12 protein-coding genes are annotated in these 13,147 nt (G+C 43.3%); 7 read left to right on the forward strand and 5 right to left on the reverse strand.

Features of this window, described 5'->3' with window-relative positions:
* Positions 1 to 723: hypothetical protein (locus V7D75_RS04370; protein ID WP_333613559.1), on the forward strand; the 723-nt coding region annotated here is incomplete at its 5' end.
* 130 nt (positions 724 to 853) lie between these two features.
* On the opposite strand, the gene V7D75_RS04375 is transcribed toward V7D75_RS04370, so the two are convergent.
* Complete coding sequence (locus V7D75_RS04375; protein WP_333613560.1) at positions 854 to 1,411, reverse strand: Rrf2 family transcriptional regulator; 558 nt, start codon at positions 1,409 to 1,411, stop codon at positions 854 to 856.
* 73 nt (positions 1,412 to 1,484) lie between these two features.
* Positions 1,485 to 2,738, reverse strand: a complete 1,254-nt coding sequence (locus V7D75_RS04380; RefSeq protein ID WP_333613561.1) for an NnrS family protein — start codon at positions 2,736 to 2,738, stop codon at positions 1,485 to 1,487.
* 381 nt (positions 2,739 to 3,119) lie between these two features.
* On the opposite strand from V7D75_RS04380, the gene V7D75_RS04385 reads away from it, so the two are divergent.
* Complete coding sequence (locus V7D75_RS04385; protein WP_144296297.1) at positions 3,120 to 3,356, forward strand: hypothetical protein; 237 nt, start codon at positions 3,120 to 3,122, stop codon at positions 3,354 to 3,356.
* Between the two features lie 113 nt (positions 3,357 to 3,469).
* Here V7D75_RS04385 and V7D75_RS04390 read toward each other — a convergent pair whose 3' ends face one another.
* Complete coding sequence (locus V7D75_RS04390; RefSeq protein WP_333613562.1) at positions 3,470 to 4,960, reverse strand: aldehyde dehydrogenase family protein; 1,491 nt, start codon at positions 4,958 to 4,960, stop codon at positions 3,470 to 3,472.
* A gap of 414 nt (positions 4,961 to 5,374) precedes the next feature.
* On the opposite strand from V7D75_RS04390, the gene V7D75_RS04395 reads away from it, so the two are divergent.
* From V7D75_RS04395 to V7D75_RS04415, 5 genes are all read left to right on the forward strand, one after another.
* On the forward strand, positions 5,375 to 5,977 hold the full coding sequence (locus V7D75_RS04395; protein ID WP_333613563.1) for a TetR/AcrR family transcriptional regulator: 603 nt from the start codon (positions 5,375 to 5,377) through the stop codon (positions 5,975 to 5,977).
* 252 nt (positions 5,978 to 6,229) lie between these two features.
* Entirely contained in the window at positions 6,230 to 7,447 is a 1,218-nt protein-coding gene (locus tag V7D75_RS04400) for an iron-containing alcohol dehydrogenase (protein WP_333613564.1), read from the forward strand.
* 142 nt (positions 7,448 to 7,589) lie between these two features.
* Positions 7,590 to 8,639, forward strand: a complete 1,050-nt coding sequence (locus tag V7D75_RS04405; protein WP_333613565.1) for an NADP-dependent oxidoreductase — start codon at positions 7,590 to 7,592, stop codon at positions 8,637 to 8,639.
* Between the two features lie 87 nt (positions 8,640 to 8,726).
* Entirely contained in the window at positions 8,727 to 9,404 is a 678-nt protein-coding gene (locus V7D75_RS04410) for a type 1 glutamine amidotransferase domain-containing protein (protein WP_333613566.1), read from the forward strand.
* A 28-nt stretch (positions 9,405 to 9,432) separates the two neighbouring features.
* Entirely contained in the window at positions 9,433 to 10,068 is a 636-nt protein-coding gene (locus V7D75_RS04415; protein ID WP_333613567.1) for a glutathione S-transferase family protein, read from the forward strand.
* A 78-nt stretch (positions 10,069 to 10,146) separates the two neighbouring features.
* Here the strand turns inward: V7D75_RS04415 and V7D75_RS04420 are convergent, their stop codons facing one another.
* Complete coding sequence (locus V7D75_RS04420; RefSeq protein WP_333613568.1) at positions 10,147 to 11,478, reverse strand: D-arabinono-1,4-lactone oxidase; 1,332 nt, start codon at positions 11,476 to 11,478, stop codon at positions 10,147 to 10,149.
* Entirely contained in the window at positions 11,466 to 12,761 is a 1,296-nt protein-coding gene (locus tag V7D75_RS04425) for an alanine racemase (protein WP_333613569.1), read from the reverse strand. The genes V7D75_RS04420 and V7D75_RS04425 overlap by 13 nt, the downstream gene beginning before the upstream one ends.
* Positions 12,762 to 13,147: the final 386 nt, after the last annotated feature.

The following is a 13,147-nucleotide window of genomic DNA, read 5'->3' on the forward strand; positions in this document are numbered from 1 at the left end:
GGCGCAGGATTTTGGAATATTCGCGGTACGTTTCGCATAGGCGGCGTCCTTAATATAGGTACCCAATGCTCACTGATTAAGTTAGATTCAGGGCGTTTTATCTTTTTAGATAGCTATGAGCTTACCGGCGACGTACGCGATGAGGTAATGGCCTTAACCAATAATGGGCAAGATGTCGAAGCCGTGCTCAACGTCCATCCCTTTCATACGATTCACTGCGCGCGGATGGCAAAAGATTTCCCGCAAGCGACTTTTTATGGCAGTCGCCGTCATCATAAAAAAATCCCTGAGGTGCAATGGGCAGACGATTTGGTCGAAAGCGAGGCCGTCGCCAAGCGTTATCCTGAGCTAAAGTTTTCTATGTCAGAAGGCATTTACTATATCTCACCCAATGAGATGATTCATGCAGGGTCGCTATTGGTCTTTCATCCGGCCAGTAAAAGCCTGCACGTCGATGACACCTTTATGAGCCCGCCAACCAAACTCCTAGAAGCGGTGTTGCCTGAACTGCTATTGCACCCAACGACCAAAAAAGCGCTCAAAGATGAGCCTGATGCTGGCAAGAAATACTGCGATTGGGCGACCAATCTTGCCTACGAATGGCGAGAAGTGCGTAATTTTTGCGCCGCGCATTCTTATTTGGTGAAGTTTAAGGAGGGGGAGTTTGAAAAAGCCTTATTAAAAGCCATTGATAAAGCGCGTCCGAAGCTTGAAAACGCTTAGATGATTAGACGATTAGTTGCTTAAATCGAATAATTTAAAAATTGATAGTAAAAGAGCTGCCTCACTATGATGGACGAGGCAGCTCTTTTATTTTTGAGTGTCTATATCAGCTTTATTTTTTAGATGAGCGTTATTTTACCAGACTACTTAAGCCATTGAGGTTATTTCTATAAAACAATAACTCCGCAAGCTCTGCCTCATTACTGATAATATCCGCCAAGAATACCTGCTTTAGCTGACAGACAGGGCTAATGATACAGCCTGATTTGACCACCGCACTGGCCTCTTCGTCGATAAGCGTCAAAGCCAAATCTTTAGCAACCCCGCTGTCGTCATTAATAACCGGACTATTCGCCGTGCTATTAGTATTAACATCGGGTTTGGCAGTTACTAGTAAGTCAGTCGAAAAACATTCAACCAAATTAAAATCTGGCTCAATTTGCTTAATCAATACGCCCAAATTGATATCCTTTGGCCGACAAGCCAAGCGAATACCGCCATTTTTACCGCGTACGCTGTCGATATAACCAAGCTGCCCCAGTTGGTGAATAATCTTGGTCAAATGACTTTTAGAAATATTGTAGCTGTTGGCAATGTCACTAATGTTTGCCAATAGATGCGGCTCAGGCTTAATCGCCAAATATATTAATGAGCGCAGCGCATAATCACTATAGTTGGTCAGTCGCATTTTTTGCGCTCCCCTGTTTGAGATGAATATTAACTTGACGTTGTCAAATAACGTTGATCACGTCAAAACCTTATTAACCAAATAAGCCATCTGGCCGTTGGCGTGCCAGCATCGGTAAATAACTGATGCAAAATAGTGCAAAACAAGCAATCCAAGCACCTTGCGCCGTCATAATCCATAACAAGTAATGGCTCATATCGACTAATGGTAAAAATACCCGACTCACAAACGCCAGCACCATCAGTGCAAACATAAGATTGACGATTTTGGGCGGTTGATGGATACTGCGACCTGTATGACCGAGCGATACCCGCGCCATCATTGCCACTGTCATCATACCCACGCCAGAGATGGATAAACCATGGACGGCGATACTGTGGCTGTAACCAAGCCATGGCTGCAATGCGTATAGCACAAAACTCAGACACATGCCTAAAAACGCAATATATAGTGACCATAAGAGCGGTTTTTGCCAAATGCCGCGATGATACCAGCCCGCTAAGCGCACGATATTGACCACCGCGACCCCAAGGGCACTGATGGTCAGCAAGTATTTATTGGGGTAAAATAAATCAACGAGAAAGAAAACAAAGAAAAATAGTAAACTTGCGATATCTTGTGCTTTATTATTACGTACTGTGACTTCTTCTTTTTCGCCTTTAGCGTTTGGAATACTTAAACCACGCTCGATAAAGAACGGCACCACGCGACGACCGATGGTCAACACTAGGCCGATAATCAAGTAAAAACCTAAATAGATACCTAACTTGGTCAAATTCATATTGGCGCTAATAATGCCCCAATAACATAGCGCATTACCAAGTGTTAGGAGCGTAAGCTTGGCTAAAATACCCATCTGCTTATATTGCTTCACTTGTAGCACTGCCCGAGAAATCACAAATGCCATCCAGCCGACAAACAGTAAATCAAATATCGCCGCGCCATATAGTAAGGTTGCCCCGCTACCAGCTACCGTGATACCGAGGCCGAAAGCTACCCAGCCCAAGCGTGCCAGCAACCAACACATAAAGATACCGAGCAGCTTATAACCATGTGGCATCATCACGCCCGTCCAGGTTTTCACTGCCGTCAATAAAAATCCCGCCACGACTGCCAGCGCATAGCCATAAATCATTTCATGGCCATGCCAATACAGCGGATTTAGCGTTTGCGCATCGATATCCGTGTGTCCGGTAAACACAAATGCCCATAGAGTCATTGTGATAATAGCAAACAATGCTAATGCACTAAAAAATATCCGAAAGCTCAAGTTGAGAATAGGATGCGGCGAGCTTGGTGGTTTGGTAGGTAAATTGATTGATTGCATAACAGACTTCTTATAGTCAAAGTTAGAAAGTATGTCTTAAAGATGTATTTTAAATGAATGTTATACATAATACAACTGAAACTATATGACTGCTACGATGAATTAACGCACTTATTATATACAGCTTTGATTTATATAACGCGCTACACTAGATAACTTATATTATATTAATCTATATTCTATCACTTGTGGTAAATAACGGGGATTAAATAACTTATCGCAAATTACTGATATCGGCGAATTTACGGCGGTATAAATGTAAATTCTAAAAGCTAAGCGCTAAAGTAGCCAGCATCTTGATATTTGCTTTCATTATTACCATCATAAATAGTGACCACGGCTAATTTGACTGCATAAATGGTCCACCTTGAGGAGAATGTCATGACAGAAGCACATGCACCAATTGAAAAACGTAAAATTGTTAATCGTTTTTTAACCTTACTGACCGAACAACAACCACAAATGTATTATGCCACGACATCAGAGGTCGCGCGCAGTATCCATACCATGATTAAAGAGCACGCCAATCGCTTGACGGTAGAAGAGCAAGCACTGACCCGCCGTATGTCTATCGAGGAAATCGAAGCGTTATTGGGTTTTCATACTAAGCAACATTAGAGTAATCAACTTTTAGAGTAACGACATTATTAGTAAGAAAAAAGACCACCATCAAGGCGGTCTTTTTTCATAGCAGAACGTTCATTTGAATACATCTAACCAAAATACGTTGATCAGAACGGATACTCACGTGGTTCATGCTGTACTGAAATCCAATGCAAAGTGGTAAATTCTTCTAGTATCCACTCACCATTAAAGCGTCCGATACCAGAGTTTTTCTCGCCACCGAACGGCGCATTACTTTCATCATTGACCGAGATATCATTGATATGGGTCATGCCCGCTTTGATACCGCGCGCAAAATGCAGACCTTTTTCCATATCTTGGGTAAAGACCGCACTCGATAGACCATACATAGAGTCATTGGCAATCGACAGCGCATCGTCTTCATCCTTGGCACGAATGATACCAACCACAGGGCCAAAAACTTCGTTACAGGATAAGTCCATCTCACGCGTCACTTCACTAAAGATATGCGGCGGCACCACCTGACCTTTAATCTCACCACTTAATAGCATCTTAGCGCCCTCTTCCTGCGCTTTGGCGATTTTTTCTTGTAGCGATTCGACTTGTTTTTTATTGATGATAGGGCCAACTGCGGTGTCTTCTTTATTAGGATCACCGACATTTAGGGTTTTTACGTGAGCGAGGAAACGCTCAACGAAATCATCATAAATCTCATCTTCGACAATGATACGATTAATCGCAATACAGATTTGACCTTGATGCAAGAATTTACCAAAGGCAGCCGCCTTCACCGCTTGCTCGATATCGGCATCTTTTAACACCACAAACGGGCTATTACCACCAAGCTCAAGCGCCACTTGCTTGATATAATCGCCGCCGTTGGCAAGCTCGCCGATATGTTTGCCAACCGCCGTTGAACCAGTAAATGACACCAAGCTTGGAATATCGTGAGTAACAATCGCATCGCCTATCTCGCTGCCCGCACCAACCACCACGCTCAGCAGCCCTTTTGGCAGACCCGCCTCTTCAAATATTTTTGCCAATAGCAGACCTCCAGTAATCGGCGTATCACTGGCAGGCTTGAGCACCACGGCATTACCCAGTGCTAACGCAGGCGCAATAGAACGCTGGGTTAAATGTAAAGGGAAATTCCAAGGGCTAATCACGGCAATCACGCCCATTGGCTCACGATAAATAAAGTTCTCTTTACCCGGCGTATTAGAAGGGCGAATCTCGCCATGCACGCGGTTAGGAAAAGTAGCCGCTTCAAGCGTAATGGCACGCGCACTACCGAACTCTACCATCGCCTTAATGCGGGTACTGCCCGACTCTTTAATTAACCACTCAACGATTTCTTCTTGACGCTCATCAAAAATATTGACGACCTTATATAATACCGCTGCACGCTGGGCTGGCGTTTGCTTCGCCCACTCTGCCTGTGCTTTGGTTGCTACCTGAAAAGCTTCATCAAGCTGTTTATCGGTTGCCTGCTGAATCTCTACCAAGGTTTCGCCGTTAAAAGGATTGGTATCGGTATTGACGCTATCGTCTTGACCTTTTTGCCAAGTACCGGCGATATATTGCAAATGAAAATCGCTATAGGCGCTTTGCTGAGTATTCTTAGTATCGGTTGACATAATTATCCTTATTTATTTTAAGTTTGTTTTTAAGAGCCATTCAATTAAAAGTATTTTCTAGATAGAAACTTATATAAAACTCTGGGTTGTACAAGTTGTGTCGGTTGTATCACTTTATAAACAGTCGGCTTAACTATTGTGCAAAAAAAACTTGCTACTAAGCGTTGATAAAAGAATTCATTCATAAGTTGAGTTGATAAGTAAAATCCTTCTTACCAAACGTAACTTGCTAGACGACTGGTCTAATGCTAACATAGTCAGCATAAAAATAAGAATAATTTATCATTATGTATTGTTGAGAAAACGTAACGCTTAAAACTATTATCAAAGCAGCGCTCTCAACCCTAGTTTCGATTTAACTGATTTTCATTCGATTACATAACTAAATAACGCCCTAAGGAGAACATTCTCTTCATGTCCGATATTACCACCCCTATTCCATCCGATACTAAGGCGCATCTATTAGCGATAGGTTATAAGCTCATTGCCCAAAAAGGCTTTACCGCTGTCGGTATCAAACAAATACTCGATACTGCCGGTGTACCTAAAGGCTCGTTTTATCATTACTTTGCTTCAAAAGAAGCCTTTGGTGAAGCCATCATCGAGCATTATTTTGCTAACTATAAAAAGCGCTTAGAGTCGATTGCAGCTGAAGATATTAGCGCGCAACAAAAGATTTATAACTATTTTCAGAACTGGTATGACACCCAGCAAAACGGCTGCGACCATGAAAAATGCTTAGTGGTTAAGCTCAGCGCTGAAGTGGCTGATATCTCAGAAACCATGCGTAAAGCCTTGTATGCAGGTTATCAGCAAACTGTTAATTGGATTGCTGAGCAAATAAAAGCCGGTTGGGCAGATGGCTCAATCCCTCATCCTGAGAATATCGCCGCTGAGAGTATGGCTAAGCGTTGGTATTTTGCATGGTTGGGCGCCAGTCTCATTGCTAAGATCAGCCAAACCGATACACCATTGGCAGAAGTTTGGCTGATGACCACCTCGCAACTTGGTCGCTAAATATTATTCAGGATTTCCATGAGTAACCATTTAGACCGCTAACTGATAAAAGATGATTTTCAGTTATACGATAGTTTTGTAAAATTCATAATAAAATACTAGACGACCGGTCTAATTACTGTACAATGCGCACAGATAGCAATAAACGCTATAACCATATTTAATATAAAAAAGCTCGATACTCATTAAAATTTGTATTGGTTAAAACTATCTTAAAACTTCTCAATAGAAACTAGGTAAATTAGGAAAACTATGAATAACTTTCAATATTACAATCCCGTTCGTATCGTCTTTGGCGAAGGTCAAATCAAGAAATTGTCAGAACTGGTGCCAACCGATGCACGCGTATTAATCACTTACGGCGGTGGTTCAGCGCAGCGTACTGGTACCTTAGATGAAGTAAAAAATGCACTAGCTGCTAACGGCAACCGTGAAGTATTTGAGTTTGGCGGTATTGAAGCCAATCCAGAATTTACCACGCTGCTAAAAGCTGCTGATATGGTCAATAAACATAATATTGATTTCTTATTGGCCGTTGGCGGCGGTTCAGTTATCGATGGTAGTAAGTTTGTCGCCCTTGTTTCCTCATTAACCGAAGATGGCAGCACGGATGGTACCGTTTCTCGTGAAAAAGCATGGGATGCACTGACCAGCTATTGCAAAAACATCGACTCAGCGATTGATTTAGGCGCAGTATTGACCATTCCAGCGACCGGTTCTGAGATGAACTCTGGCGGCGTGATTAACTATAGCGAACGCCAAGCAAAACTACCCTTTGGTAACCCGCTTACCTTCCCTAAATTCTCAATTTTGGACCCTACCAAAACCTTGACCTTACCTAAGCGCCAAGTGATGAACGGTGTCGCTGACGCCTTTGTTCACGTCATGGAGCAGTACCTTACCTATCCTATTAATGCCAAAGTGCAAGATGCCTTTTCTGAGAGCTTATTAAAAATTCTTATCGAAGAAGGTAAAGCGGTCAAGGCCGACCCAGAGAATTTAGAAACGCGTAAAAACATCATGTGGACGGCAACCATGGCATTGAATGGTCTGATTGGCACGGGCGTACCACAAGATTGGACGACGCATATGATTGGTCATGAATTGACCTCACTCCACGCGATTGACCATGCTCGTACGCTCACGATTGTACTGCCGTCAGTCATGCGTGAGCTTAAAGACAGTAAAAAAGACAAATTACTCCAATATGCGCGTAACGTTTGGAACATTACAGATACAGATTTAGACGACGATACCGTTATCGAAACTGCTATTGTGCATACTGAGAACTTCTTCCGCGAGCTTGGCTTACCAGTGAGCTTAGAAGATGCTGAATTAGATAAGTCGGCGATTGACCCTATCATTAAGCAACTTGAAGCACACAAAATGGTGAAATTGGGCGAGCATGGTAAAAATGATTTAGACGTATCACGCCGCATCTTAGAACGCGCCGTGACGAGCAAAGCCTAATCATTTAAAGTCTTATCATCGTAAATTTCTTATCCACAACAATCGGTAGCCATCCACCTTGCTATGGCTACTGACTTTAAGAACGTTAAAACGTTAAAAAAACCAATAATGACAACCAATAACTAGAATAAGGAGCTTTAACATGAGCTTTAATGAACAACAAAACCAACAACAAAATCGTCAAATCAAACTTGCTAGCCGCCCGAATGGCGCTCCTACTAAAGATAACTTTGAGCTGACCACCAGCGACATCCCAACGCCTAACGACAAGCAAATGCTACTGCGCACGGTCTACATGTCGCTTGACCCCTACATGCGCGGACGTATGAGCGCGTCAAAAAGCTATGCTGACCCACTAGAAGTCGGCGATGTGATGATGGGTGGCACGGTCGCCCAAGTGGTCGAATCTAATATCGATAAATTTGCCGTTGGTGATTTGGTGGTATCAAATTCAGGCTGGCAGGATTATAGCGTCAGTGATGGCGAAGGCGTGCTAAAACTTGATAAGAATATGTCCAACCCTTCGTATGGTTTGGGTGTCCTTGGTATGCCAGGCTTTACCGGCTACATGGGTTTGACCGATATCGGTAAACCAAAAAAAGGCGAAACCTTAGTCGTCGCAGCAGCAACTGGTCCTGTGGGCGCAACCGTCGGACAAGTCGGTAAGCATTTAGGCTTACGTACCGTTGGTGTGGCAGGTGGTGCGGAAAAATGTGCCTATGCAGTTGAAGAATTGGGCTTTGATGTTTGTATCGATCATAAAGCCGACGACTTTGCCGAACAGCTGAAAAACGGTTGCCCAGATGGTACCGACATCTATTACGAAAACGTTGGCGGTAAAGTACTCGATGGCGTATTGCCATTACTTAATGCCCATGCGCGTATCCCAGTGTGCGGCCTAGTGTCGCAATATAATGCGACTGACCTTCCTGATGGCAAAGACCGTCTCGGTATGTTGATGGGTCTTATCCTGAGCCAACGCCTGACTATCAAAGGTTTTATTATCTTTGAAGAGTACGGCGATCATTTCCCAGAGTTCTTAAAAACCATGGGTGAATGGGTTGAGTCGGGTAAAGTTAAAACCAAAGAGCATATCGTCGATGGTTTGGCACAAGCGCCGCAAGCTTTCTTTGACATGTTAGAGGGTAAGAACTTCGGTAAAACCGTGGTTAAAGTTGCCGACGTTCAGTAGTAGTTATATTAAATAGCGCACCGCCAAGAGCAATAGAGTCTCTCAGCAATATTTAACAATCAATATCAATAATAAATAAGGGTAATTATGAACATTTTAATGGTACTAACCTCACACGATAAATTAGGCGATACCGGTAAGAAAACGGGTTTTTGGCTGGAAGAATTTGCCGCCCCTTACTATGCTTTTTTAGATGCTGGCGTCAATATTACCTTAGCCTCTCCTGCTGGCGGTCAACCACCACTCGATCCGAGTAGCGATACGGAAGATGCGCAAACCAAGGACACCAAACGCTTTAAAGAAGATAAAGAGGCGCAAGAGCGTCTTGCCAATACCAAAAAGCTTGCCGACGTAAAAGCCGAAGACTTCGATTCTGTCTTTTATCCAGGCGGTCATGGTCCATTATGGGATTTGGCAGTCGATAAAAATTCTATCGAGTTAATTGAAAGCTTTGTTAAGCAAGACAAGCCGGTTGCTTTTGTTTGTCACGCTCCTGCAGCGCTGAAAAACGTCAAAATCGACGGTGAGTATTTGGTCAAAGGTAAAAAAGTTACGGGCTTTACCAATACCGAAGAAGAAGGCGTACAGCTCACTGACGTCGTACCTTTCTTATTGGAAGACGTTTTAAAAGCCAATGGTGGTGACTATCAAAAAGGCGCAGATTGGGAATCGTATGTCGTCGAAGACGGTCTATTGATTACTGGTCAAAACCCAGCCTCATCAGAAGAAGCTGCTAAACGCTTACTGGCTAAACTGAACGCTTAATATAAAATACAGCAAAAAGGCTGACATCATGATTCGCTTACATCATCTTAATCAATCACGCTCACTACGTACGCTATGGCTACTAGAAGAATTGGGGCAACCTTATGAAATCATTAGCCATCAGCGCGATGCCAACACGCATCTAGCACCTGATAGCCTAAAAGCAATTCATCCACTCGGTAAATCTCCGGTTATTGAGATGGATGGCGAGCTTTACGCCGAATCTGGGGCGATAATCGAGCTATTGATTGAGCGTTTTGCGCCAGAGCAATTACGCCCTGCCACCGACAGCACTGACTATGGTCATTACTTGCAGTGGATTCACTTTGCCGAAAGCTCGCTGATGTTGCCACTATTGCTTGAGCTGTTTGCCACTAAAGCAGGCGTTGGCGACAATGCGTTTTTGACCGGTTATATCGCTCAAGAAAAGCACAAACTCCTGAGCTATTTAGATAATGAGGTGAAAGACAAAACGTTTATCGTCAGCAACAAACTCAGTGGTGCAGACTTCATGCTGTCGTTTGATTTAATCATGCTCGCTAAGCGCGGCGCGTTAGAAGACTACACCCATATCAAACAGTATGCTTTGCAACTGACGAGCATTGATAGCTACCAACGCGCCATGCGTTTGGAAGCCAACTATGATGACTCTATTAAGCGCTAAGTAAGACATTTTAATGGTTTAATATGAAGAAACAGCTCTTTATGAGCTGTTTTTTTTATGGCTAAGCTGATAAGGGCTTTAAAGGCAAAACTTTTGCTCAAGCCAGCTATTCATAAAGACATTATCAGGGTCATACTCGCGGCGTATCTCCAAAAAGCGATTGAGCTTAGGATATAAGCTTTGCAGCTCTATACGGCTCAATTTATTCACTTTACCCCAATGCGGGCGACCCTGCCATTTTTTCATATACTCGTACAGCCATTTAAACAATGGCTCACAGTCCATACCTTTATAGACGTGGAACGATAATACCGCGCAATCCTCTCCCTGCGTAGGACTGAGCATGCCCGTCTCGCCTTTATGCGTGCGCACCTCAATAGGAAAGTGCGAGCCTTTGTTATCATTTAATAAAATATGATTGACCTCTGAGATACATTCATCAAAATCAGATAACTTGATAAAATACTCAGATTCATTAAATTTGACGCCGCGCGGTGTCGGAAACACCTCGTAGCTGTAACCTTCACGCTTGGTATTAGGAATGGAGCTTGCTGATATTTCACTGACCTTTTTGGTCAGAGACGGTTTCATACGAGCCAGCTCACACAGTACATAAAAAGCACCATTTAAAGTGACCACACTGTCAAAATGGTCTCTGAGTTTTTGCGTGCTCGTCATTGGTTTCGGTGCTATCACTGACAGCGTCTTTTGCTGAATCTTATTGGTGCCAGGAAACAAAAACCATTCTAAATGACGATGGCTGTGCGCGGTTTCATGAAAACGTGCCAAGCCTTCTTCAAAATCTAAGACTTCATTGGACTCTTTAAGTCCGTAGATATCGACCACCTTAAGCGTTAATTTGGTAAAAATACCAAGCATACCAAGGCTAGCATGTAAGGCATTACCTAGCTCGTCAGTGTTCGGGTCGCCGCGATGATGAGTATGCAGTTCTCCTTTACCATCGACCCATTCCCACGTTACCACTTGATTGGCAATCGAGCCCAAAGTAATCCCTGTGCCATGAGTTGCGGTACTGGCAGCACCAGCAATGGTCTGTGCTTGTACATCGCCCATATTTTCTAATGCCAAACCATGCTCTTTGAGCGCTGCGCCAATTTCATATAAATAAGTACCGGCATGTAAAGTGGCAAGCTTCGCCTCTTTATCAACTGAGATAAGGCCGCGCATATTATGTAAACTGACGGCAATTTCTTCAGGTTTCGCGCAGCCACTAAAAGAATGCGCCGCGCCCGTGACTCTAACGCGCTTTTTATTTGCCCGTGCATTTTTCACAATCTCTTGTAGTTCTGCAACCGATGAGGGCGTGAGTTTTTGCTCAGGGGCCGCACGCTCGTACCCTACCCAATTTTGCCATTCATTGCTTCCTTGCCACTGCCTTAATGAAAACATTTTCCCTCTCCTCGGTAAGTTATCATCGTTTGCTGCATTTGTTCTTTGTGTTTTTTTTGCCTTTGCTCTGCAAGCGTTCCGTCGCTTACAACACCGTTTCTTGCATAACTGTCGCTTACAAAGCCGTCTGCTGCAGATTGAGCAGATTGTCGATAACAAATGAGTTCATTAAAATGTTCACACAGCTCGCCTGCTTTTGCATGACGACACCAAACCATATCGCCAATATTAAGACGCGGCATCTCATCATCATTGTCCGTTTTGCCAATTGCCATCGGCGTTTGTACTTCACCAAAACCTTCATCGTTCAATAGGGATAAATGTTTGGGATAATGAATGACCGGTGCTTTATCGGCACCTGTCGCACCCGAGGCAATAAAGCCGCCACTATGACAGGTAATCACGCCTTTTTCCGGCTGACGCGTCACAGGCAGCACAAAGCCCGCGGCAGGCTTAAACTCATGCATGCTATCCATATAATCAAAATACGCCGGTTTATAATAGGCAGAACCAACCGTTATTTCGCTAACCTCAGGCTGGCTTGAGGTGAAATCCATACTGCCACTGCCGCCCCCATTGACGAGCTTAAGCGTATAACCTTGGTTTTTGAGATAGTCAATGATTGAGCGGCGGCGCTTACTCACTTGTTTTTGTGAGCGATTTTTTAATAAACGAATCGCAGGCGACAACACAGTTTTACCCGGTAAATGCTCGGGCAAACCCGCAATTTGTGCCTCATAGCCCATTGCCGCACTGACCTTAATATTGGGATATTTTTTGATATGCTTTAGTAGCTTTTTTACGTCTTTGATGCTCATTAATGCTGAACGTTTGGTACCGAAATACAGCTTGGGCAGCGGCATCGACATATTGATATCGAGACAAACATCAATAATGACATCGTGCGCTTTGGCAACTTCATTCAGCACATCCACATGTTCTGGGCGATCGACCATCCAAATCATGGTTGCGCCTTGCTTGGTATGGTTAAAGGTTGCAGTAACGCTTACCATGTCCAAAGTTGGATAAGCGCAGAGAATATTATCAAAGCCATTTTCTAACAGATACACGGATTCGTCGGCCGCATAAGACATCAGGCCGATAAAGTTAGGAGATTTGTCTTTAATGTAGTGCAGAACGTCGATAGAGCGAATAGATTTGGTCGCCAAGCGTAGTTGAACAGACTTAGTTTTTTGGTTGACCAGTGTTATATTATGATCGAGCGCGTCCATATCAAGCCACGCACTCGGGGCTTTGGGTGGAATAATGTGGGCAAAATCCATTTTACTTTCCTTGTAGCGGCCATTAAATATAGCCCTGTATTTCTTATTATACTGTCATTATGCCTCCAAAAAAGAGGATAAATCAGCATCATAGTTTGAACCTAGAGCGTAGCTCAGTCAAGCGCCATATTTATAAATAATCAACGGTTGTCAGGTTGTTTAAATACATTCAATTGAGCAGCCCATGGCTAAAAAAGTCTAAATCAAAGAGCAATTACCTATATTTTTAAGCGTAACAATAAATGCTTTCACCTTTTTAAACTAAAAAAGTACAATCGCAAAATAGCCTCAAATTGAAATCATGATAAAATAATGCAAACAGTCCTTTGACTGTTTTTTATTTTTTATAGCTACTATTTATAGCTACTAAATGAAGCACTTATGGC

It is taken from the genome of Psychrobacter sp. (assembly GCF_036731945.1).
In the GTDB taxonomy this organism is placed as follows: Bacteria; Pseudomonadota; Gammaproteobacteria; order Pseudomonadales; family Moraxellaceae; genus Psychrobacter.

Excerpts from the sequence above, each read along its gene's own strand:
- V7D75_RS04420 (WP_333613568.1), bottom strand. The coding sequence starts at position 11,478 with ATGTTTTCATTAAGGCAGTGGCAAGGAAGCAATGAATGGCAAAATTGG.
- V7D75_RS04410 (WP_333613566.1), top strand. The coding sequence starts at position 8,727 with ATGAACATTTTAATGGTACTAACCTCACACGATAAATTAGGCGATACC.
- V7D75_RS04425 (WP_333613569.1), bottom strand. The coding sequence starts at position 12,761 with ATGGATTTTGCCCACATTATTCCACCCAAAGCCCCGAGTGCGTGGCTT.
- V7D75_RS04415 (WP_333613567.1), top strand. The coding sequence starts at position 9,433 with ATGATTCGCTTACATCATCTTAATCAATCACGCTCACTACGTACGCTA.
- V7D75_RS04380 (WP_333613561.1), bottom strand. The coding sequence starts at position 2,738 with ATGCAATCAATCAATTTACCTACCAAACCACCAAGCTCGCCGCATCCT.
- V7D75_RS04395 (WP_333613563.1), top strand. The coding sequence starts at position 5,375 with ATGTCCGATATTACCACCCCTATTCCATCCGATACTAAGGCGCATCTA.
- V7D75_RS04375 (WP_333613560.1), bottom strand. The coding sequence starts at position 1,411 with ATGCGACTGACCAACTATAGTGATTATGCGCTGCGCTCATTAATATAT.
- V7D75_RS04405 (WP_333613565.1), top strand. The coding sequence starts at position 7,590 with ATGAGCTTTAATGAACAACAAAACCAACAACAAAATCGTCAAATCAAA.
- V7D75_RS04390 (WP_333613562.1), bottom strand. The coding sequence starts at position 4,960 with ATGTCAACCGATACTAAGAATACTCAGCAAAGCGCCTATAGCGATTTT.
- V7D75_RS04400 (WP_333613564.1), top strand. The coding sequence starts at position 6,230 with ATGAATAACTTTCAATATTACAATCCCGTTCGTATCGTCTTTGGCGAA.
- V7D75_RS04385 (WP_144296297.1), top strand. The coding sequence starts at position 3,120 with ATGACAGAAGCACATGCACCAATTGAAAAACGTAAAATTGTTAATCGT.